Annotated in this window: 17 protein-coding genes and 1 pseudogene; 7 read left to right on the top strand and 11 right to left on the bottom strand. The window is 34.2% G+C overall.

Features of this window, described 5'->3' with window-relative positions:
* Positions 1 to 1,128, bottom strand: a complete 1,128-nt coding sequence (locus QEN48_RS02900) for an ABC transporter substrate-binding protein (protein ID WP_280108909.1) — start codon at positions 1,126 to 1,128, stop codon at positions 1 to 3.
* A 749-nt stretch (positions 1,129 to 1,877) separates the two neighbouring features.
* On the bottom strand, positions 1,878 to 2,648 hold the full coding sequence (locus tag QEN48_RS02895; protein ID WP_280108908.1) for a HAMP domain-containing sensor histidine kinase: 771 nt from the start codon (positions 2,646 to 2,648) through the stop codon (positions 1,878 to 1,880).
* Between the two features lie 1,005 nt (positions 2,649 to 3,653).
* Between QEN48_RS02895 and QEN48_RS02890 the strand changes: the two genes are divergently transcribed.
* From QEN48_RS02890 to QEN48_RS02875, 4 genes are all read left to right on the top strand, one after another.
* Complete coding sequence (locus QEN48_RS02890; protein ID WP_280108907.1) at positions 3,654 to 4,883, top strand: methyl-accepting chemotaxis protein; 1,230 nt, start codon at positions 3,654 to 3,656, stop codon at positions 4,881 to 4,883.
* An 18-nt stretch (positions 4,884 to 4,901) separates the two neighbouring features.
* Complete coding sequence (locus tag QEN48_RS02885) at positions 4,902 to 5,315, top strand: chemotaxis protein CheW (protein WP_280108906.1); 414 nt, start codon at positions 4,902 to 4,904, stop codon at positions 5,313 to 5,315.
* Between the two features lie 103 nt (positions 5,316 to 5,418).
* Positions 5,419 to 7,590 carry a PAS domain S-box protein gene (locus QEN48_RS02880; protein ID WP_280108905.1) on the top strand — a complete coding sequence of 724 codons (2,172 nt, stop codon included), beginning with the start codon at positions 5,419 to 5,421 and terminating at the stop codon, positions 7,588 to 7,590.
* 770 nt (positions 7,591 to 8,360) lie between these two features.
* Complete coding sequence (locus QEN48_RS02875; protein WP_280108904.1) at positions 8,361 to 9,560, top strand: type IV pilin; 1,200 nt, start codon at positions 8,361 to 8,363, stop codon at positions 9,558 to 9,560.
* A gap of 170 nt (positions 9,561 to 9,730) precedes the next feature.
* Here QEN48_RS02875 and QEN48_RS02870 read toward each other — a convergent pair whose 3' ends face one another.
* The 7 genes from QEN48_RS02870 to QEN48_RS02840 form a co-directional block, all read right to left on the bottom strand.
* The gene (locus QEN48_RS02870) at positions 9,731 to 10,891 is read right to left on the bottom strand and encodes a hypothetical protein (protein WP_280108903.1); all 1,161 of its coding nucleotides are present in this window, start codon (positions 10,889 to 10,891) and stop codon (positions 9,731 to 9,733) included.
* On the bottom strand, positions 10,881 to 11,624 hold the full coding sequence (locus tag QEN48_RS02865) for a hypothetical protein (protein WP_280108902.1): 744 nt from the start codon (positions 11,622 to 11,624) through the stop codon (positions 10,881 to 10,883). Before QEN48_RS02865 ends, QEN48_RS02870 begins: the two co-directional genes overlap by 11 nt.
* A 122-nt stretch (positions 11,625 to 11,746) precedes the next feature.
* Positions 11,747 to 12,004: a hypothetical protein gene (locus QEN48_RS02860; RefSeq protein ID WP_280108901.1), complete on the bottom strand. Its 258-nt coding sequence runs from the start codon at positions 12,002 to 12,004 to the stop codon at positions 11,747 to 11,749.
* A gap of 9 nt (positions 12,005 to 12,013) precedes the next feature.
* Positions 12,014 to 12,511: a hypothetical protein gene (locus QEN48_RS02855; RefSeq protein ID WP_280108900.1), complete on the bottom strand. Its 498-nt coding sequence runs from the start codon at positions 12,509 to 12,511 to the stop codon at positions 12,014 to 12,016.
* 45 nt (positions 12,512 to 12,556) lie between these two features.
* Positions 12,557 to 14,167, bottom strand: a complete 1,611-nt coding sequence (locus QEN48_RS02850) for a hypothetical protein (protein ID WP_280108899.1) — start codon at positions 14,165 to 14,167, stop codon at positions 12,557 to 12,559.
* A 1-nt stretch (position 14,168) separates the two neighbouring features.
* A complete protein-coding gene (locus QEN48_RS02845; RefSeq protein WP_280108898.1) occupies positions 14,169 to 14,759 on the bottom strand; it encodes a hypothetical protein in 591 nt (196 codons plus the stop codon).
* Between the two features lie 3 nt (positions 14,760 to 14,762).
* Positions 14,763 to 15,131: a hypothetical protein gene (locus QEN48_RS02840; protein WP_280108814.1), complete on the bottom strand. Its 369-nt coding sequence runs from the start codon at positions 15,129 to 15,131 to the stop codon at positions 14,763 to 14,765.
* Positions 15,132 to 15,526: 395 nt separating this feature from the next.
* On the opposite strand from QEN48_RS02840, the gene QEN48_RS02835 reads away from it, so the two are divergent.
* Positions 15,527 to 16,315 carry a hypothetical protein gene (locus QEN48_RS02835; protein WP_280108897.1) on the top strand — a complete coding sequence of 263 codons (789 nt, stop codon included), beginning with the start codon at positions 15,527 to 15,529 and terminating at the stop codon, positions 16,313 to 16,315.
* A 22-nt stretch (positions 16,316 to 16,337) separates the two neighbouring features.
* Here the strand turns inward: QEN48_RS02835 and QEN48_RS02830 are convergent, their stop codons facing one another.
* The gene (locus tag QEN48_RS02830) at positions 16,338 to 19,796 is read right to left on the bottom strand and encodes an N-6 DNA methylase (protein ID WP_280108896.1); all 3,459 of its coding nucleotides are present in this window, start codon (positions 19,794 to 19,796) and stop codon (positions 16,338 to 16,340) included.
* A gap of 244 nt (positions 19,797 to 20,040) precedes the next feature.
* Between QEN48_RS02830 and QEN48_RS02825 the strand changes: the two genes are divergently transcribed.
* Entirely contained in the window at positions 20,041 to 21,747 is a 1,707-nt protein-coding gene (locus QEN48_RS02825; RefSeq protein ID WP_280108895.1) for a hypothetical protein, read from the top strand.
* Between the two features lie 26 nt (positions 21,748 to 21,773).
* Here QEN48_RS02825 and QEN48_RS02820 read toward each other — a convergent pair whose 3' ends face one another.
* On the bottom strand, positions 21,774 to 22,256 hold the full coding sequence (locus tag QEN48_RS02820; RefSeq protein ID WP_280108894.1) for a DUF2321 domain-containing protein: 483 nt from the start codon (positions 22,254 to 22,256) through the stop codon (positions 21,774 to 21,776).
* Between the two features lie 630 nt (positions 22,257 to 22,886).
* Between QEN48_RS02820 and QEN48_RS02815 the strand changes: the two are divergent.
* A pseudogene (locus QEN48_RS02815) lies at positions 22,887 to 23,111 on the top strand (type I restriction enzyme endonuclease domain-containing protein); the annotation flags it as partial.
* Positions 23,112 to 23,188 lie beyond the last annotated feature (77 nt).

The raw sequence follows: 23,188 nt of genomic DNA, 5'->3' as shown, positions 1-23,188 counted from the left end.
TTATGCAGTTTCTGAGTCTATGAGCCAGCTTCCTGAATAGTCAATTGGTAAAAACTCATTATGGAATTCTTTCCACGATTTCTCTGGATTAATATCTTTAAACTCTGAGGGATAGCATACTTTTGCGATAAATTGATAGCCAATAAAGTCAGATATGCTTCGGAAAAATGCGTGATGTATAGCGTGGTAATTTCTTTCTTTCCAGGCTGTTAAATCTCTCCAGCCACTTCTATTGAAATACGTCTCCTCTATGTTATCTAGTACATCCCTTTCCTCTAAATCAGGGGTATATCCTAATGCATCAGTCCAATTAACTCCTTCAACGATGAATACTTCAGGATTCATTTTAAGGATATATTCCTCACTCAGTGTTGGGTTTTCTCCCTTCCCTGCTGCTATGTTTTCTCCTCTACATTGTTTGATCATGGCGCCCCAATTAGTATCTCCATAAGTAGTTCCTATATCATCGCTGTAGTCCATGAATCTACATTCGAGATAAACTCTTGGTTTTGAGTTATTTATTGTCTCTAAACGACTGAAAACTTCATTATATCTCTCTTCACAATATTCCCATAATTTCTGAGCTCTATCTTCTTTACCTAAAATAACCCCTAATAACTCCGTGCTTTTTTTCCTATCCTCTATACTTTCCTCGTGATAATTTAAGGCCACAACAGGTATACCCGCATTGCTAATACGATTATAAATATTCGTATAAGACCCATAATGGCCTTTAGAGGTAATCACAACATCTGGATCAAGAGATATCACGTGTTCTACATCAACATCATCTCTATAACCAACATTTGGTATTTCCTCTAACTGTGGAAATTTGTTCGTATATTTATCCCAAACACTAGGACTGAACCTATCCCAATATTCTGAATGGCCAACTGTCTTATCAAAAACCCCCTCACCACCAACAGCCACTAACTCATCAAAATTATACGTAGAAACGATTCTATCAACAGGTGCCTCAACACTTACTTCCCTCCCGGATAAATCCGTAAACGAAACCTCATCCCCACTAAAATCAATTTCCTTGAGACAACCTGGTACTGTCGATGCTAAAGCTAGCCCACCCGTTAATTTAATAAATTTCCTCCTCGAAATCTCATTACCTTTCATCAAAAACCCAACCCAATAGTATCACGAATATAATTTCCATGCTAATATGTGTTAATATAAATAAAAAAATAACACTTAAAGGTTTTCGATATAAAAACAAGCAAATATAAATAAAAAACAACCAATACAAAAACCACACCAACCCTCCCCACATAGGGCTATGCACCCAGGAAACGACAACAGAAAACGACAAAGAAGCAACTCAAACACAAAAACACATATCCTTTTTTTAAACCTCTCCCCAAGAACCTGAAAAAATGTAGTGACTAAAAACAATCAAGACAAACTAAAACCACTCCTAAAACTAGTTTACGGAGGGTGTGGGAAAAAGAATAATTACATAAATAACGAAAAAATTTGAATAAACACCAACAATCCAAAAAATCCTCTTCCCAAGTCCAGTTACAACAGAAAGTATATCAAATTCTTATTAAAACGGATTTATGTAGTGCCTAAACCTAAACCAAATATACATCAAATTAATAGGAGAATAGCTATTTTAGTATAAAATGATTCAAAAGATTCAACAAACTATTCTTAAAACCGGTCCAAAAAATTTTCCATTCAAAAAACCCAGACATAAAGAACTAACACTATAAATAAAACTCTGCCAGAAATACCATTATATTCAGTACCCAATCAATAACGTTAAATCGATTTAATGCCTAAATAAAGCCAAAATCCTTAATTAAAACTAAAGATGGCTATTAAACGGAGAAAACAATAGATTTTCTATGCATCGTCATGCGTTATAGTTTTGTTAGGTATATGTTGACATCGGTTCCTCCTTGTTCATTATCATGGATTTTTATGTCGCCATTGTAGTCTTTTATTACTTTTTGAGCTAGGGGTAGTCCTAATCCATGGCTACTGGTTTTTGTGGTATATTCTTTTTGAAATATCTTTTCTTTATGTTTTATTCCTTCTCCATCATCTGATATAACCAACTTAATCTTTTCAAGATCTTCATTTAACCTAATCGTTATTTTGCTTGCGTTCCCATGGGTTATGGCGTTATCAATGATTTCAAGAATTATCTCTTCAATTAGGGGTCCAGCCATTATTTCAGTATTGCTTTTTGTTTTATCTTCAAAAAATATCTCTATACCATCCTTGGTTTTTTCTTCAACAATACCTCTTACTTTCCTTCTTAGTTCATCTAGAGAGGTTATATGGGTTCTATATTGATCTTTGAGATGTAGCCGGATTTTATCCGACAGATCGAATAAATCGCTCATATTTTTTAACACTTTATCGACACGTTTCTTACTACCTTGATTAACCTCCTCCTTTAAAAGCGATAGTTGCCCTAATACCACCTGAGATTTATTCTTAAAATCATGTGTCAAAGTCAACTCCAACAACCGATTCTTATCTCTTTCCCGAAGAACCTGTACATAAAAATACCCAATAAATAACCCCAATAAAGCCCCTGCAGACGCATTATTAATAATAGCAACAAAAGGCTCATGCAACACACCACCACGAACAACAATATACAATAAATTAACCAAAGTCATCAAGACAACTAACACTAAAACAACAAAAGTAAAAATAAAAATCCTAAAACAATACTCACCAGAAAAATGCCTATGTAAAAACCAACCCATATAAATAATAACAACAGGAAAAACAAAAGGTAACAAAGCCAAAAATAACTCAAAAAACCCCTCATGACTCAAATAAAACAAATGAAAAAATAACTTGAGAAAAAGTAACACTACTCCAACCAAAACAATCAAAAAACCACTAACATCATCCAAAAAACCAGAAAAACCCATCTTTGCAAACCTCATTCAAATTAACATAAAACAACCATAGAGAAACTCCACACCCCCCAACACAGACAAACCACTCTACTAAAAATAACAAAACAACCAACATCAAACTTACGGAGAACACTTGAGAACAATATCTTTATGAACTAAAAACATCTGAAAAACCCCATCCAATATATTAATCCAACATATAAAAAAAGTAAAAAAGAGATAAATAAAATATAAACAACCTTATCCTCTAGTTTTCATTCCGACCAAAAAAACCACAAAACCCACCAAAAATTACATAAAACAGTAGAGGTTGGGTGGCGTAGTGCCTAAAAAATGCTGTAGATAGATTTTGATAAGGCTAAAAAAAGGAGAGAGAATAATGCCAGGAATTGAAAAGCTTCTGGGTATCCAGCCAGAAAATCCCTCTCCCCCCTAAATAACCTAACGATAAACACCTATAACCCAATACTATAAAAACATTCCCATAAAAAATAACATACTATCCTTCACATACATCCAAAAACATACAACAAAAAACAACCAAAAACTCCAAAGAAAATAAAGCAAAACCAAAATCAAACACAAAACAGTCAGTCACTTCATAATCATTTAAAAAACTTTTCCCTACTTTTCATTTTTGATAACCACTCATTTAATTTATATATTCAGTATAGCTACTTTTTGGGTGTAGTTTAGCTGGTTTGAGATTTATTGGCCAGTTAACTAACCTAATAACCCATTTTGGAGTGTTTTTTTATGTCTGATGGTTCTGAAGTTATGGAAGAAGTGGATATCGAGTCAAGTGCAGATGAAGATGGTTATACTGATGAATTAGATGATTTGAGGAATGAGGTTGAGGTTTTAAGGGCTAAAGAAGAGCAATGGAAACAACTACAGGAGGAGCTTGTTAAAACATTTGATAGTTTTGGAGATCTTGACCTTACCGCCAGACTGGAGATACCTGAACCTGAAACAGATATTGACGAAGTTAAAGAACAACATAAGATAAACAAAGAGTTTGAGGAAGACTTCAACAAAGCAATGAACAAAGTGAAAAAAGCGATAAAAAAAGCTCAGAAAGGAGCTAGAGAATTCAGTCAACATAGTGAGAGCATGAGTGCCTCAACAGAAGAGCTCGCCAGCTCAATAGACGAAATAAACTCCTCAACAAACCAGATAACAAACGGCGTGCAAAACCAAAGCACAAAAGCCGAAGAAATGAAAAACAACATCTCAAACCTATCATCATCAATACAACAAATCACATCCGCCGCCCAACAAATAAACTCCGAAACAGACAGCGCAGCCGAAATAAGCCAAGAAGGCGCAGAAAAAGCAGAAGACGCAGTTCAAAAACTAGAAAAACTAGACAAAATCGCAGACGAAAACGTAGAAAACATAAGTGAACTCGAAGAGAAGATGGCGGAAGTCAGCGAAATAACAGACGTAATCTCAAACATAGCAGAACAAACCAACCTACTAGCCCTAAACGCAAACATAGAAGCAGCAAGAGCAGGAGAAAAAGGACAAGGATTCGCAGTAGTCGCAAACGAAGTAAAATCACTAGCAGAAGACTCACAAGAATCAGCACAAGAAATAGAAAAAATAATAAACGAACTACAAGAATACACAAAAAGAAACTCAGAACGACTAAAACAAACCAACAAAGAAGTAAAAGAAAGCACAAACGCAGCAGTAGAAGTAATAAACATACTCGAAGAAATCCAAGAAATGATCCAAGAAATAAACCAAGGCGTAAACGAAATAGCAGAAGCAACAGACACACAAGCACACAACACAAGCGAAGTAAGCGAACTAGCAGAAGAAACATCAGCACTAACCCAAGAAATCAACGCAGCAATACAACAAATAAACAGCGGAATCGAAGAACAAAACGAAGCCATACAAGAAATAGCCGACATAGCACAAGACACACTCGAAAGAGCAGACAAAAACAAAAAAACAATAAACAAATTCCAACTCTAAAACCAAAAAAGATCAAAAATGAACGAAAACAAAACACAAGTCATAGAATTCAAACTAAACAACAAAAAATACTGCGTAGACCTCAACCACGTAGCAGAAGTAGTAGACAAAGACGACCTAACCCAAATACCCAACACACCCAACCACATAGAAGGAGTAATGGACCTAAGAGGAGAAACAACCACAATAATCAACCCAAAAACCGTCTTCGACCTACAAAACAACAAAAACGGCAAACGAATAATCGTATTCGAAAACACAAACCAAAACAACAACGACAACATCGGATGGATAGTAGACGAAGTCCACCAAGTACGACAAATAACCAACGAAGAAATCGACAACCCAATAAAAACAGAAAACGTCAAAGGCGTAATAAAAGAACAAACAGACTTCGTAATCTGGGTAGAACCACCAAAAACACAAAACTAAACACAACAAAAAGGGAAAAAACTCTCTTTTCCCTTTTTTATCAAAAAACAAAAAAACCAGAAACAGAACTCCATAAAAAACCAACTTATTAGGTGATAGATAAATGAAAGTTCTATTTGTAGATGATGAACCTAGTTTCTCAGAACAAGCCAAGTTATTTTTAGAAAAAATAGATAGCCAGATAACTATTCTACCTGTTAATTCCGCAAAAAAAGCTCTTAAGAGATTAAATAACTCTAGATTTGATGTAATTGTTTCTGATTATCAAATGCCTGGCATGAATGGCCTCGAGTTTTTAGAGATTATTAGAGAGAAAAGAAATAGTGATATCCCATTCATTATATTCACCGGCAGAGGTCGTGAAGAGGTGGCGATGAAAGCCCTCAATTTAGGGGCTGATAGATATTTTCAAAAGAAAGGTAACCCGAAAACCCAATACGAAATACTAGCCCAAGCCATAAAACAAGAATATAACAATTGGCAGTCTAAAAAGAAATTGAAAAAAACAGAGAAAATACAATCAATAATACTAGAACAAACATCCGACTATATAGCATTCCACAACCCAGAACACAACCTTATCTGGGCCAACAACTCCTACCAAAATGCACTAGAAATGGATTTAGAAGAACTGAAAGGCCAGAAATGTTTTGAAGCTTGGTACGGACGGAAAAAACCCTGTAAAGGATGTCCAACTGAAAAAGCCTTAAAATCAGGAAAGATAGAAAAAGGAGAGATATCCCCTACAGAAGGAGATAAAAACTGGTTAATCACAGCAATACCTCTAAAAGATAATGAAGGAAACATTGAAAAAGTTATCGAATCCGCCCTAGACATAACAAAACTAAAAGAAAAAAGGAAAAAGCTGAAGAAATACGAAAGAATGGTTGAAGAAGCCAACGACTATATTTATATAATAGATTTCGAAGGAACCATCCATTTCGTAAATCAAGCCGGAGAGATTGGTTTAGGGTATGACAAAGGTGAACTTAAAGGTAAAGACGTTTTCAAACTTGTCCATCCAGAGGATAGAGATTGGGTTAAACAGAAATTTCAAGAATTCGTTAATTTTAAAACCAAAAACCTAGAAGAAAAAGTCGAACTTAGATGGAAAAAAAGTGACGGCTCCTATATCTGGAAAGAAGCCAGCGGAACCATCCTACCGGATAGCGACAACATCTTAGTCACCTCAAGAAACATCACCAAATGCAAAAAAAATCAAGAAAAACTGAAAAAAATTTCAGCTGAATACAAAACCATCTTCCAAAACATACAAAACAACATATTCCTAGTAGATATAAAAAACGATCAATTCATAATTCAAAGATTAAATCCACACCACGAAGAAACCACAGGAATAAAAAACAAAGAAATCATAGGCAAGACCCCTACAAAAGCCCTAGGAGAAATGGGAAAAAAACTGGAAAAAAAATATAGAGAATGTGTAGAGAAAAAATCACCCATCACATACGAAGAACAACACGACCTACCAACAGGAAAAAAAACATTGATAACCAAACTATCACCCGTAATAATCGAAGACGAAGTGAAGAAAATCGTAGGAACCTCCCTAGACATCACCAAACGCAAAAAAATGGAGAAACATAAAGAACTCCTACACAGCCTACTGAAACATGATATAAGAAACAACACCCAAACCATAGCAGGCTATCTAGAACTCCTAAACAACTGCGAAATACCTCAAAAACCCAATAAATATTTAGAAAAAGCAAAAAAAGCAGTTAAAGACTCCCTAGAACTAATAAATAAAATTGAAACCCTAGAAACAATCAAAATAGAAGAAAAAATACAAAAAACCAACATAAACCCAATACTCAAAAACATAATCAACAAAATGGAGCAAAAAGCCCAAAACAAAGGAATCAAAATCGAATATACAGAAAAAAACATCCAAGTCCTCGGAGGACCACTACTAAAAGAACTATTCTCAAACATAATAGAAAACGCAATACAACACTCCCAAGCAAACAAAATACAAATCAAATCACAAAAAACAGAAAACCACTGCATAATAACAATAGAAGACAACGGCAAAGGAATACCCGACAAACAAAAAAACAAAATAACCCAAAAAGGATACAAAACAGGACAAAACGCAGGCACAGGCATAGGACTATACATAACCAAAAAAATCACCGAAAAATACAAAGGCAAACTAAAAATCAAAAACTCCAACACAGGAGGAACAAAATTCAAAACAATCCTAAAAAAACCAAAAAACAATCCAACAAACAGAACCATAAAAAACCAATAAAACCAAGAAAACTAACATAATCACTAAAATACGCAAACAAAGACTTAATAGACATAACCAAAGATAAAAAACTAATCAACATGAAAAACAAAACACCTAAAAACCTTAAAGATAGGTAAAGACGAACCAGAAACCAAAGAATACCTCCAAATACTCCAAAAAATAAAAGAAAAAACCAACCAAACCACAATAATGAACTGTTTTAACAATTAACCACCAAACAACCAAAACCCACAACACCGTTTATAAAAAAGTAGTGACTAAACCCCAACCAAAAAACAAAAACAAAAATAAACCACCTAAAAACCACTTGTACTCTACATCACCTTAGTCCGAACAAACCCTATACTTAGGCACTACACAACAAAACAAACAAAAAACCCACCAAAAATTACATAAAAAATAGAGACTGGGTGATGTAGTGCCTAAAAAAAATACACTTTTAATAAATATAAATAAATTTTTTGCTAAGGCTAAAGAGAGAGGATAATGCAATAGGAATTAAAACGCTTCTGAATATCCAACCAAAAAACCTCTCCCCCCCTAAATAACCTAACAATAAACACCTATAACCCAATATAATAAAAACATTCCCATAAAAAATAACATACTATCCTCCCACATACATCCAAAAACATACAACAAAAAACAAAACTAAAATTCAAACAAACATAATGCCTAAAAGGTATACTAAAAAACATAAAGCATATAACTAAAAAAATAACCTTACAAAAGTATATCTTAAACGTATAGAATATTTTAGACGCTAAATGTCACTAATCAATCTAGAGCTGGATAAATTAAAAAAGATATTAGGATGTCAAGGTGGAGTTAGCCCAGTTCTAGGTGTAATTTTAATGGTATCTATAGTAGTAATCCTCGCAGGAATTTTTTCAGTGGCAGTCTTTGGTGCAATACCTTCAGAAAAATCCCCACTAACCTCTATTGAAATAAGAGACGCAACATGGGATGGAGAACACTCAATAACATTGTTCCACAAATTTGGAGATTCAATAACAAAAGAAAACACAAGGATAACAATAACCGATTTAGAAGAAACATCAAACCAACATACAACCATCTTATCAAAATTAGATGGGATAGACAACAAATGGTCGGTGGGGGAAAAAATACAGATAACCACAGACAAGATACCTCAAACAAGCCAAATAGAGATCCGAGTAATACACGAACCATCAGGAAAAACAATCCAAGTAATGACAACAACAGTAACACAACTCGAACCTAAAGACCCAACTAAAGAATACAGCCTAAACATCGAAGTTGAGGGAGAAGGAACTACCAACCCTGCACCAGGCGAACATATATTTGAAGAAGGGGATGAGGTAACTATTGAAACAACCCCAGATGAAGGCTGGGTTTTCAGTGAATGGACAGGAGACATTCAAGAAACAGATAGCGAAATAACAATAACCATGGATAGCGACAAAACGGTAACAGCAATATTCGAAGAAACTGACCCTGATCCTGTAGAGTATACTTTGACGATTGATGTTGAGGGAGAAGGAACTACCAACCCTGCACCAGGCGAACATATATTTGAAGAAGGTGATGAGGTAACTATTGAAACAACCCCAGATGAAGGCTGGGTTTTCAGTGAATGGACAGGAGACATTCAAGAAACAGATAGCGAAATAACAATTGAAATGAATAACGATATAGAGCTAATAGCAGTTTTTGAGCTCGAAGATGAAATTTACACTCCTATAGAGCTTGATTTTGAACATGAAGGAGAGGGAGAATATTATTGGGTACTAAAGGACCCACCAGAACAAGATTGGAGTTGGTATGTCAACTCTTGGGGAGCTCAAATAGTAGAGATAAATGGAGAAGACTTTACCAACCAATACAGCTGGAATCAAGATTTACCAGAACCAATTGATGGAAATTATTATATACACTTTATTGGCAACGAAGAATGGAGTACTTTTGAAGCAAAATCAAATTGAAAGTGTAGGTTAGAAATGAACTTAATTTTAATCATGTTATTTTAAGTGTAGTATAACTAGCATATAAGAAATAATAAATTATTAATAATAACCTACAGATCACATATATCTCAAAACTTCGTTCACCCCAAATATACACATAAAAACTCTATTTTCTCTACTAAATTTCTTTAGCTGTTAACTCCGTAGATGTCTCTTAAGTCTTCTTGGACAAATTTATAGATTTTTTTGTTGATTTTGTAGTCTTTTATTATTTTGTTTTTTCTGAAGCTTTTGATAGTTCCCTCTTCCATGCCTGGGTGGTAGTTCTTTTTATATCTATTTACGTATTCATCAATCCCTTTCTCCTGGATTTGATGTACTACTTCTTTAGCTCTCTTGATTTCAGGCATGAACTCCGGCGCCAACCTTTCATCAATCTCTGGATTTCTCCATTTCCATTCTGTGTTTTCATAGGTGTTGAATGTATAGTTTGTTTTAGGGATTCCCTGTAATTTGAATCTCTGTCCCCGCCCCTTCGCATCAGTTACTGATCTGTAGAAGATTGCTTCCTTTCGCCCTACCTTCAAAATATAATCATTCAGTAAACGCCGGATATCTGGGTGTACGTCTTTGCCGGTGTGTCCGATTATTATTAAACTTGCTTTGTATTTTCTGAATTTTTTTAGTAAGGTTGAGAACTGTCTTTCCACTTTTGTACTGTCTTTTGAATATCCACTGGCATGGCTACTTGCTTCGTCGAAGATGAAGAGTTTATTGCTTTGTTTTTCTCTTTTTTGTTTGTCTGATTTTAGCCATGTCTCCAGTTCTTGTATCCCACTGCAATACCTATCTTTTTCTTTGAATGATTTGATGTTGCTGGCTACTTTTCCGTTTAGCCATGTGTGGTATAGTTCGGCTAATAGGATGGCGAAGTCTGTTTTTCCACTCCCCATATTCCCTGCAATATAACAGATATAGATTTCCTGCCGCAACCTATTTTCAAGTAGTTGTAGGGTTCGTAATCCGCTGAGGTCATTACCTTCTGGAGGTTTACCGGCTATGCGTTTTATTACTGGGATGTTGTGGGTTTGTAATGCCTGGCCTACATACCTGCTGGATCGGTTTTTTAGTATTTCTCGGTAGATCCGTAGGTCTTGGTATTGGTGGTTGGTTAGTGTGGGGGTTTCTTTTTGCATGTTGTTATAGTTGTTGGATATGTATTCGAGTAGTTTGTTGTATCTGTCTTTTGGGTTTAGTAGACCGGTGTGGTTATGTAAAGTTTCTGTGTCCTCATTGATTTTAGTTTGAAGCTCCAAGCTACTCCAAGCTAAATTATCCTTACTCGACATTTCCCCGCTCCTTGTTTTCTTTTTTGTTCTCTAATGACCTTTCTTCTTTTTTTTCTGGTTTTATTTCCTCTCGGTTTTGATTTTCTTTGTAGTTTTGTTTTGTTTCTTGGAAGACTTCGTTGATTGTTTTTTCGATTTGTTCTCCTTTGAAGATGGTTTCTTGTTCTATGTCTTGGATGATTTGTCCTAGAATTTTGTTTAGGGATTTTTGGATGATTGATCGGATTCGGACTCTTTGTGTTAAGCCTTTTTGTGCTTCTTCTGTTAATGTTGTTCTTAGTTCTGTGATTGCTTCTTTTGATCTCATTAGTTCGAGGTCATCTATATAGCCCATCCAAACACCAACTGCTCGATTAGACTCGGGGTCATACTTTCTTGCTAGATAGAGATCTCCGGTTCCACATCGATAACTTGTTAGTTCACCCATAACCTCGATACTCTGGAATTTTTCTCGAGATAATTCATAAACTGCAATACCTGAGGCCTCGGCCTCCAGCACCAACAACGGAACCCTCTCAGAACTATATAAATAATCAACAGCCTCTCGAATCGGAAGATAACCAACAACTAGGCCAGCCAGAAAAACAAAGTACGCTATCTGGTATTCAACCCCAAACCAGTCAAAACCAAAAAACAGGATACCCAGCCCTAATACGAAAACCAAAATCAACTTAAATAAGTTACCAGATATCCATTCCCCGACACCCAAATTAAATCCAGTTAACCTAGACAACCAAACCACCCCTATAACTCAATCAAATCGTTCATACAGCCATTACATAAATAAAAGGAATACGAGAAAGAACCTCGTATCCTACAGCCACAGACTAAACAAATAAACTCAATCAACTAAAATCACCAGGGAGTTAAAGATTCCCAAAACCCAGTCACAAAACCAACAGATAGCTCAACAGCGATGTTGATCCAGTAATCCATTGGTTGGAAAACCAGAACATCCAACAACCCCAACTCAAACGATATAACCGTAGCTCCTGCTAAAAAAGGAACCAACCAATAAACCAAAAACAACAAACCCAAATGCCTTGGATCCCGTAGATAACCAGTTATCAGGACCAGGCCTGCCATGATTACGGGCATTATCGGTGGCGCCAAAACAACACCTCAATACCTCTGAAATACTTCTTCATCTTCCTCCCCCTTCTTTCTGTAAGCTAACACTCCTAACAAAACAAGTGTGGATAAAAAACCACTTACCCCAGCAACCTGCACATAACTCCAATCAGCATCTCCATCAAACAACAAAAAACCTGAGTCACCACTAACAACCACCAACGCCCTAGAAGTGGATAGAGAAACAGCAAAATCACCCCTGAACTCAACAACCTCAACCTCAATAACGTTATGGCCACGCTCTAACAAAAAACTCTGCACCGGAACCTGAGTAACACCCTCACCACCAACACCCAACATACTATCAACAACCTTAACACTCTGAGACAAATCACTCTCCAACTCAATAAAAAGCACACCACCACTATACTCATAACCAAGAACCCTAGTTACCTCATCAACCTCAACCACAGACCCCTCCGACACCTCCAACTCCTCTGCTGACACTAATGGAAAGGAGGAAAGGAATAGTAGGGAGATTAAAAACAAAACCCCCACCCAACACCAACCATTTCTGTTCGAAGAAGGCATGTTTTATTCCCGCCTGACTATTATATCGTTGTCTCCAGAACCACCCCGTCGAATGAAAACGAAAGCTCCGATACCTAAAATTATTAACCAATACGGCACCCCACCTAAATCCCTGTTAAGCCAATCCCCAAGATCTCCAACAGTTATGCCATCAACCTGACCATCACCACTATCAGCACTCCAATCGCTAACCAAATCATAGATTTCAGCTATCTGTTTAAGCTCATCCTCAAACTGGCTAGCATTAATTGTGTGGTAGATTGGTTTGTATAACTCGACCTCCTCTAACCTTTCCCCATCAAAACCTATGATTTCAAGAATTTCGAAACTGGTTTCATAAAGCCAGAACAGGCCCTCATCAGTTGCTAGATAAAATGGAGCAGAATAATTCTCCGTGTTATAGGTCCTATCTGTTTCAAGTATATTGTTTTGAAGGGCTGCATTTGTAAATAACATGCCTTCCCAGGTACTGTTATCTTGCAGAACATTGCTTTCGTGTATTTCGATGATGAATCGGTCGTTTATGGTTGTGTTTATTCCGAGTAAGGCTAGTTCTGCTCCAGCATATCCATAATACCCAGTCTGATTATGCAATGTATTCAAATGCTGCGCCAAAACATATGGATCCACAACCCCAGTTAGATTTAGTCCGTCGCTATATTCTTGGTAGACTTCATGTACGTAGACTTCCATGTTGTCTTTCATCATTTCATGAGTGGAATATAGATCTTTCCATACGTCTTCCCAGATATCAAGGTCTATTACCTCTCCATCACTACCGATTGGATTGCTTACCAATATTTTTGAATCTCTTGAACTGGCGGCTCCACCACAGACAACGCCATGTTCGTTGTCTGGGTATGGGAAAACATAGAAAACTTTAGATCCATGGTTGTTGGGGACACTTGAAACATCCTTCTGCTCGTGATCAAGAACTGAAACACTAGACCCATTCAACAAAACAACATCCCTATCATAAAACTTCGTCAAATTCAAATCCATATACCTTGTATCTGTTTGAGTGCTTCCATCCTGCCAACTACTATAATCATAATACCACTCAGCCTCAAACGGATAGTTGGATATAGTTTCAATCTCTGCATTAACCTCCATCAAATGCTCTATAGACATAACTTGGCTGTTGACCTGTTGAAGGATGTTATATTCTATGTTGCTGTAGTATTCATCTATAACTCTTTGAGTTTTAACCTGCGCTTCCTCCAAACTACTTCCATTATTAAGTTCTTTAAGCAACTCAGATTTAGCTAAACTCCAAACAAACGTCTCCGTATTCGTTACCTCATTATTAAAAGCACTGATGATAAAACTATCATCCTTAGACAACTGCATCCCATAATCATAAATCATGACACTGTTCAACTCACCATCACCACAATCATCATCACTGCTGAAAAAATCCATTATCCAAGTATATCCAGCACCCAAATAAGTCGTCTCATACCTCTCATGAACCGTCGTCCCCGTAATCAACCGAAAAAAATCACTCAAAAAACCGGTTTCGTTTTCTGAAGTATCAACTGCAGTAACCGAACCACCCACACCCACAATAAATAGAAAGATTAGGAGGAGGGATAGAAAAAAGGATTTCCGCAACTTAACCATCCCTATTTAAATACATATACCCCCCAACAGCCAACACAACCAACACAACCCAAACAGGAACACCAGAACCACCGACATCACCAGAAAGCCAACCAAAAAACCCAGAACCACCCATAACCACTACCTCCTTAGATTCACCATCAAACTCAATAGACAACACTACATGCGTGTTATTCTCCAACTCCTCAACATAGTAAGCAGTGTTATTGCCTTCTAAAACCACCTCAAGCTCACCAAACTCCATTTCAAGGTCACCAGAAACAACAACATCACCAACACTCACATTACCAAGAACTGAACTATCGATGTAAACTGAGACAACGTCAACCAACTCAGAACTGCTGAGCTCTAGAGAAACAGATTTATTATCCAGGTCAACTGAGCTATTTAGAACTGTGATTGTGGTTAGATCGGTAATGACCTCACCATCCTCAGTAATCGTGATAAACTCACCGACAGCCAGAACATCATCACAAACAAGCTCCTGATGCGTTTGAGTTCCTGTTTCAGCATACACCGACCCCGAACCTGCAACAATCAACCCGCAGAGTAGGAGGGAGAATAAAAGAAACTTTCTTTCCATACTTTATCCCTTCCAACTCAGAACCGCATAGGCAATGATAACTATTGCTAAGCCGACTGTACCCCATAACTCACTGCCATAAAACGTATTACCAACCTCCGTAATGTATTCTAGGCCGATCAACAGTAAGCCGGCGACTATGAACAGGCCTTTCTCCCAATCCTCAAAATGATGCCAACCCCTTTTCTTATTCAACGCATATCCAGCAATCATCAAGGCTATAACAATCCACCCAGCATAAACACCGGATAATGAATAGCCATAGATCTCGAAATGGCCTAAACCGAAGGCCACCAGTCCACTCACCAAGACAACAGCCAACAAAACTGCTTCCTGCAGACCAATCTTCCTAAACATAGACTCCCCATTCAAAACACCCATAACAACACCAAACAAAACTATCTAAATAGGGAATATCTGTCAAAAGAACAAATAGAACAACGAAGTTTATGCAGAAAGAATGAATTATATAGAGCTAACGGAAAAATAAATTAAATATTAAACTTTTAAAATAAGTTGCTTGGAAAAGTTATTGCTTTTTATTGATACTTAAAAAGTTATTTTTCTAATTTATTTTCTTCAGAAACAATGGTTTCTACGTTTTTATTTAGAATTGAGCTGATTTTAAAATGTTATCTTTTACTTGTTTCTTTATTTTTTAACGGTGTTTTTAATCCTTTAGCTGTATTTAAACTCTTTTAGAGATTTATCTTATTGAATAAGGAAAAAAACTAAGTATGAAAATATATTTAACATCATTTGTAGCTATGGAAGATTTAAAGAATTTTCAAAAATACCTTCTATTAAGAAATCGCCTTTTTTATAAGTTTAATGGAGAAAATATTAGATCAGCCAAAGAATTTCTAGAAACTAAGGATATACCTTCCACCTGGAAAGCAGGGTTGGAAGCGGAACTATTTTTTTATAAAAAATTCGAAACTAAACTTAGTCTCACACCAACCTTAGACGCTGGTGATAATTCTGATTTTTCAGGAGATTATAATGGGCCTGCTCGTTTCGATGTGACCACAAACCTAGATTATAAAAGTCTTATAGATTATGAAAAAAGTCAATATGACTGGGGGGATTATTATATAGCTCTGTTTGATAGAAAAGCCCGAGAATTTGAGATATTGGATATAAATTTTCCTTTTTGTGATAAATGTGGTGAAGGTAGATTGTTCCCCATTATAGTCGTAGAAGAAGCAAATAATAAACCATTTAATTGGGTCTCACTTTATGAAGCATGCTCTTATGATGGGTATGATAGTCAAAAGATAATCGAAGAACAAGTTTTGTGTCCAACCCCATCAGAATTAATTGAAGATTTTAAGCACCCAAGTGTTCAAATGAAAAAAAGAGAGACTTTGAGGAAATATTCTGAAGCCCTTAAGCGTTTTTTCAAATATAAAAACCAAAAAATACCTTTTTTATTGGGAGAATATGATTACATAATAACTGATAGGGAGGGGGGAGGGTATTGGGGATTGAATATTCGTTGGGAACACCCAGTTTTAAAAGATGTTTACAACCCTGATGCTTTTATCAAAATATAGTAAAAATCAGAACTAATTAATTTTACCAAACTTCTAGAAAACTATTGATTACTTCTAAATCTGAATCAGATAAATCATATATTTCTTTACTAATAATCTCATTTAATTCTTCTTCTAATTTTTCGGCTTTATCTTCCAATTGTCCAATTCTCTGTTTGTCTGACCTATACTCCTCCATTATTTCTTTTATTTTTCCTTCGGAAGGTATCTTTAGTGATAAAAGATTTGACCTAGAAATTCTTTTTCCTCTAGACTTCAATAACTTAAGCAAATATTTTGGTATAACTTCATTACCAAATGAAATCTTATGTCCTCTCTTTAAAACTAATTGATGAATTATTTGGCTGTCAGCTTTCATTTCTTTATTATAACGCATCGGTTGGTGCCTATATTCATCATCCGATAAACTTACATCGATTGCCAAATCGATTAGTTCATTTTTTGCCATTTTATTTGTTCTATAATTATTATAAAAATCGTTGACTTTTATTTTAAGTTTATTTTTCTCGTTTAAACTTGAAACAATTTCATTAGAAATTGTTTTTATTTCTGAATTTTTTTTAGTATTTTCTTCTTTTATTAGTGGTATTTTATTAGTATAAGATTTTCTAAATGAGTAATATTTGTCATTAAAAATCACACTATTATGTTTATGATAAAATTCGATTATTTTTGAATTAAAAAGACCAATATAAAAACTTAAAGAATCTGGGTGTTTTAGATGTTTTTCTTTAGGGTTCATTCCATAGCCGCCAGCGTTTCCTCCTCCTACAAAATAGAATTCTCCATTTAAATCTGCAGCAAAAGATGGTTTTTGGGCTAATACTTCTACCAAGACTTTCTTTCCTTCAAACATTTCTAAATTTTTTCGGTAAGGATATTTATAAAAAGTTTCACCTTTTTTCAATCCAGCTCTATTTCTTAACTTGAATTCGTAGTTTTTGAAATATTCAAGAGCTTTAGGATATTCTTCTTCCATTTTTTCTTCAGGTATAACTTCCATTTTAGTTTCTTCAAGTCTGTAAGGGAATATTAACCATAATCCGTTCCACTCAGGTATCCACCTATCGATGTCCTTGCCCTTCAAAACCTTTTTAAGTAATTTTTTTTCTATATAAAAAGATTTAGATTTTTCACCTTTGGGTTTAAATTCTGCTAACTCATTTTTTTCAGAGATTATTCTCCCTAAATATATTTTATCAGCACTGGTTTGTAAACCTACGAAGTTGTTTTTAAGAAAATTTTTTACTTTTATTTGAGATTTGTTTGTTATTTTATTGAAAACTTCTAATTCTTTTTCTGGCATTAAAGTCCAAAAACCTGAATCTAAATCAGATTGTTCATACTCAAAAACATCAAATGTTTTTTCTCTATGATATGGGGATCCTGAATAGTTTTTGAGTTTAGTAGTTATTCTTTCATCTTTCTTAGAGATTCTTGCACATTTGATTTTATTTGAAGATTTTTTTGTTTTTTTAAGGGTTAAAATACAGGGATATGGTGTAGAAGCATCAAAAACCTCTGTTTCTTTAAAATCGATAATTTGATAAATTTTGTAATCTAAAAGGAAATCCCTTAATTTTTCTCCATATTCGGATAACAAAAATCTGTTAGGAGTGATATACCCTAAATCCCCCTTATCCTTTAGCCATTTTATACCTTTTTCTATGAATGGGACATAGATATCATAGTTTTTATATGTGGTATCGTATATTTTGCTATAATGTTCTTTCATGTCAGATAAATTTTGCATTTTTACATAGGGTGGATTAGCCACAACATAGTCGAATTTTCGGTTTTCTTTTATTTTTTCTGCTTCTTTTGTATCTTGAATGAAGGCTTTTGCCCTTCCATTGTATTTTGCAAATTCTTCAAATGTGGACTGTGTTTTTTTTGCTTCTCTTAGTTTTCTTGATGCTTTTAGACTATCCGTACAATGTATGTTGAATCTTGGTATTTGGTAATTTTTGTATTTCTTTTTAGTTATTTCATATAAGTCTATTGTTCTAAATAATAGGTTTAGTTCAGCTATGTTTGTAGCGAAAAAATTGATGTCAAGTCCAACTATGTTTTCTCCAACTTTTTCAAGGATTTTCTTAGCTTCATCAGGTTGGAGGAATTTCTCTTCTCCTTTTTGGAATTTATTTAAATAGTGGTTTATTAGTCGGTCTGTTGATTCTACTAAAAAAGTACCTGACCCACAAGCAGGATCTAAGATTTTCTTTTGTCCTAAATTATTTTTGTTCTCTACATAACCGACAGAATCAAGAATATACTTAACTATTTCTACAGGGGTATAGAACTCCCCTAGTTCCTTCCTTTTTTGTGGTGGGAGATAATCTTCGTAAACATGACCAAGAATATCTCGATTAACAGTTTCAAAATTAAATCGATTCAGTTTCTTTAATAACTGACCTAATTCATAATCTAATTTATTATATAAACTATTTATTTCATTCTTTATTTCATAAGACATTCTTGATTTTTGGGTTTCTGGAACCCACCACCAATCAAAAATACCTAATTCAGATAAATGCGGATAATGTTTTTCTATAACATCCTTTGAATCCTTAAAGGAATCTAGATATGGTTCATTCTCAATTTCGATTTTATGAGCTATTCTCTCACCTGATAATTTAGAGGTAGTAGCAATTTTTTTGTCTTCAAGTATTCTAGCAAAAAGAACTCTGTTTATCATTATATACGCTGTTTCTCTACAAAATGTCTCTTTTGGATTAGATTCTGATCCTGTGAATTGTCTCCAGTCTTCCCATTCTGAATATGAGGAATCGAAAAAGTCTCCAATATACTCCTCGATTTCTGAGTAAAAGACAAAAAATTCCTCCATCAATTCGGTTAAATTACCTATAGACAACTTAAGGCTATTGAGAAATAATTCATATCCCCTACTTTCTCCACTTTTATACTCAACATCTATTTCCCTAACATTATTTCTAAAATATTCTGAGTCCTCAAAACCAATAAATCGATTTCTACTCAAATAACGTAGTTTATTTAATTTACTTTTATAGTCTTCGGATAATTCTTCAAATTCAGAATTCTTTATTTGCTTTAAATCTATTTCTAGTTCTTTATTTGATTCATCCTTGCTTGAATCATAATTAAATAAAATAAATCTTTTACCATTTGTTAGAACACCATATTTTGCACTTCCAACATCTCTAAAATAACTATCAAGTTGTTCTTTTTCATTAATTCCTAAGGAAGTTGAAGGTTTCTTAGTTTCTATAATTAAAACTGGAAAAGGAGGATTACTGTCATCAAATGCTAGTATATCTTTTCTTTCTTCTTCAACTTTGAAATGGCCTTCTCCTTTTTTTCTTTTCCAACCAAGAACACCTTCAAGAAAACTTTTGGCCAAAGAATATCTAAAATCAAATTCTCCACCAGATTCATCTATTTCCTCATATATCTCTGAAAAAGAATCAAAAACTTTCTTAGGGAAATTTTGACAATCCATTCATAATCCAACCATCAGCATATAAATCCAATCTTAATTACATTATTTTGTTTATTCTTGATACTCTTTAGTGGTATTTTAATAGGGACTAACCTACTACTCTACACCTCATAATTTTAATTAGAATGTTTTGTATAGGTTTTTATAATATATTCAAATACTTAGCGGTATTGTTTACTTGTATTAAGTCTATTTTTTTGGCCGTTTTTATATATTGGGGTTGTTACAAAAAATTAATTATCTATTGATTGAAAAAACAGAGTGGTTTCAAGATATGCAACATCAAAATAGATTATCGGGAGATGGTGAAAAAAAAGAAGCTAAATTTTTTTATAGGGAGGTAAAACCTAACCACGCTTCGGAAATAAAAAACAAAAATCTTACTTCGTCTTCTGATATAAGAGATATAAAAAATTTACTAAAAGATATAAAAAGTAAACTGAGGTATCCGACTCATATTCAAGAATCTAAAATGAATGAAGCCCATAGAAAATGGGTGACACAAATTTTAGGTGAGGAAACGGAGGAACATGACCTCGTTAAAAAGCGAATAATAGAAGATTTGCTAAGAGAATTTTGCGATCATCTACAAAAAAGACAGAGAGAAAAAGGTAAATATGCTATGCTCATACTTTACAAATCTTCGTTTTTATTAACACATGTAAAGGCTGAAAAAGGTTTATCTATTAGAGAAGCAGAAGAGGAAATAGAATTAATAAGGAGATTTTTGGACATCGATAATATATTAAGTGCAGCACTTTTCGAAGCCAAGAATGGGGAATTAAAGTTTTCACATTTTACTGATACTGGATCAAGTACTTTTAGAGATTTTATAGGTGTGGCTGAAAGAAAGTATCATTATCAAAAGAAAAATGTAAGAATAATTTCATTTTATGAAGGCACAAGTGGTATTGAATGTAAATTTGAATTTTCAAACCATGAATTAGAAAAGAAATGGATTCAAAGTGATAAGATTAAAATAAACGGGAATAAATTGAAAATAAATAACCATCAACACCATATTAAAGAAATACGCTGGGGTAATAAAAACTATTCAAACCCTAATTTTTTTAAAAGTGAATTTAAAGAGTACATTTATGGGTTAGAAAGGCAAAAAACACGTTATCAAGAACTCCGGGGTATTACTAAGGATAATTCATCTTTTTTCAATGATATTACTGATTATAGAAAGGCTGTAGAAATCCAAAAAAAAGGAGAGAAAGAAATAAGGAAAAAAGGTAGTATACCCCAAGATATCCATGTCATATATGCCGATAAACACATAGATATTGATATTAATTTTGCTAAAAATATTTTCAGAGATATAGTATATGGGAATAAATGTTCAATTTTCCATCCGTCTGAAAAAATAGCATCAAAAGAATTGGAAATCAATAATGTATCCCTTTTAAACATAGAAAAAACCCAACTTTCTCCTGAATACATAAATTTCTTAAATAAACTTCATAATAATATACTAAATATCGAAGGAGAAACTATATCTTGGGTCTTAGGATGTGTTTTGTTACATATAATTTCTCAAAAGGTTGAAAAACCCTTTAAGTCAGGAATAAATCAAATCATAAATCTTCAACAAGGATACACTCGGCACAAAGAAACCATAACAACAAAAGAGAATATTCTGATAGAATACAAAGATAGAGACGATTTAAGTAAAGATAACCCTTGTAAAAGCATAATTGAAAATATAGAGAAAGAATCCAAGAAAATTAATAATAAAGTATTTTTATGGGGGGTGGATGAAGAATCTCGATCTATAAATGGTCTAAGAAAACAAAGATGGGATGATGATAGAATCGGCAAACTTGAAGATAAGGTTAACGAGAAATTAAGAAATGGAGATACTATAGTAAGTAAATTCTATTTTTTCTCAGTTCCTATTGGAGAAAAAAATGAAAAATGTATTTTAGTTGGAGTTTTTTACAATTAATAAACATTTAAAATATTCTTTAATCATCATTCTCCTTTTAATAGTTTAACGGCTGTTTCACTTGCTATTTCCACTATTATATCTTTTAGTTCTTTTTTTGCTTTTCCTTTAGCTTTATCTAAATTTTTTTTGAATTGTAAAGACGCTATTTTAGTTCTAGGACTGTCTTTTATAATGTCATCGATATTTTTTTCCACAGTCTGTTTCTCTTCTTCATCTAAATTCTCTAACATCTGCGCATATTTCTTTGCAACCTGTATTTTCTCCTTTGTCCAAGGGTAAGGTTCTCCACAACCGTGACAAAATTTTGGCACCGAATATTCTGAAAAAAATACCGCTCCTTCAACCACATACTCCCCTCGAATCTTTGTATCACAATTAGGGCAATTTTCAATAGTAGGTTCTCCACACTTACTACAAAACTCCTGTGTAGCTTGGTGAAATCCCTTAGATCTCTCTGTAATTACATGACCATTTAAACAGATCTGAGCTACATCATAATAACCCATTCATAAACACCAACTTTAGAAAAATAAAATTATTTGAATATTTAATTTTATTTTTTTTTAAAAAAAAAACTTTGTTAAAAAGATTAAATATTCAGATTTTAACAAAAGACAATCCCAAATATCCTCAGTTTAAGTATAATAAAAACTATATCAAAGAACACCCAAAAATAAAAGTTTCTTAAGTGAGTTTGCTAAAAAACCTTGTCAATATGCTGCAATAAGAAATGGATAAAAAAGAAAAAGAAGAAAAAAAATCAAAGACTTCGACCACATAGTTAATAGACCTGCTATACAGTGATCCAGCCTTCATTATACCTTCTTGTATTAGCACTTCCCACAACTCTTTTATATTTTTCTTAACACCTATAGCCCTCTTCACCTTACTTCACCCTTTATTTTAAAGACGCTATCCATGATGACACTGTCCCACATCAATCCCATAAAATATTCCACAGACTTCTCAACAACAATCCACAAGGAATTTATGGCGAGTCTTATGTCACATCAAATAAAATCACTATTCTCTGCGGCTCCATTCTTCTCCAAAAACCGATAAAAAACCCCTAATCCAAAACAACATAATAGTTCTAGAACTCAAAAACTACGCCAACGAAATACAACAAGAAACAAAAAAAAGAAATATACCAAGAAAAACTAACCAAAATAGCAACAAAAATAAAAAACCGACTAAAAAACAAAACAGACATAGACTGGACATCAAGAAACGAAATCAAAGCAAAAATGAAATCAGAAGTCAAAAAAATACTAAAAACCGAAGGATTCCCCCACAAAGAATACGAACCCCTAATCCAACCAATAGTCAAACAAGCAGAACACCTCTACGGAAAAACATAACCTAACCCAAACCCAAACCCAAGCACACTATAACAAGCATACTACAAATAACATACAAAAAACCATATTCAATTAAT

The organism is Methanonatronarchaeum sp. AMET-Sl, from assembly GCF_029854155.1.
In the GTDB taxonomy this organism is placed as follows: domain Archaea; phylum Halobacteriota; class Methanonatronarchaeia; order Methanonatronarchaeales; family Methanonatronarchaeaceae; genus Methanonatronarchaeum.
The sequence above is the reverse complement of the archived record's forward strand: the minus strand, read 5'-3'. Positions and strand labels throughout refer to the sequence as shown.

Coding starts and splice junctions, on each gene's coding strand:
- QEN48_RS02900 (WP_280108909.1), bottom strand. CDS start 1,128: ATGAAAGGTAATGAGATTTCGAGGAGGAAATTTATTAAATTAACGGGT.
- QEN48_RS02895 (WP_280108908.1), bottom strand. CDS start 2,648: ATGACTTTGGTTAATTTATTGTATATTGTTGTTCGTGGTGGTGTGTTG.
- QEN48_RS02890 (WP_280108907.1), top strand. CDS start 3,654: ATGTCTGATGGTTCTGAAGTTATGGAAGAAGTGGATATCGAGTCAAGT.
- QEN48_RS02885 (WP_280108906.1), top strand. CDS start 4,902: ATGAACGAAAACAAAACACAAGTCATAGAATTCAAACTAAACAACAAA.
- QEN48_RS02880 (WP_280108905.1), top strand. CDS start 5,419: ATGAAAGTTCTATTTGTAGATGATGAACCTAGTTTCTCAGAACAAGCC.
- QEN48_RS02875 (WP_280108904.1), top strand. CDS start 8,361: ATGTCACTAATCAATCTAGAGCTGGATAAATTAAAAAAGATATTAGGA.
- QEN48_RS02870 (WP_280108903.1), bottom strand. CDS start 10,891: ATGTCGAGTAAGGATAATTTAGCTTGGAGTAGCTTGGAGCTTCAAACT.
- QEN48_RS02845 (WP_280108898.1), bottom strand. CDS start 14,759: ATGGAAAGAAAGTTTCTTTTATTCTCCCTCCTACTCTGCGGGTTGATT.
- QEN48_RS02835 (WP_280108897.1), top strand. CDS start 15,527: ATGGAAGATTTAAAGAATTTTCAAAAATACCTTCTATTAAGAAATCGC.
- QEN48_RS02830 (WP_280108896.1), bottom strand. CDS start 19,796: ATGGATTGTCAAAATTTCCCTAAGAAAGTTTTTGATTCTTTTTCAGAG.
- QEN48_RS02820 (WP_280108894.1), bottom strand. CDS start 22,256: ATGGGTTATTATGATGTAGCTCAGATCTGTTTAAATGGTCATGTAATT.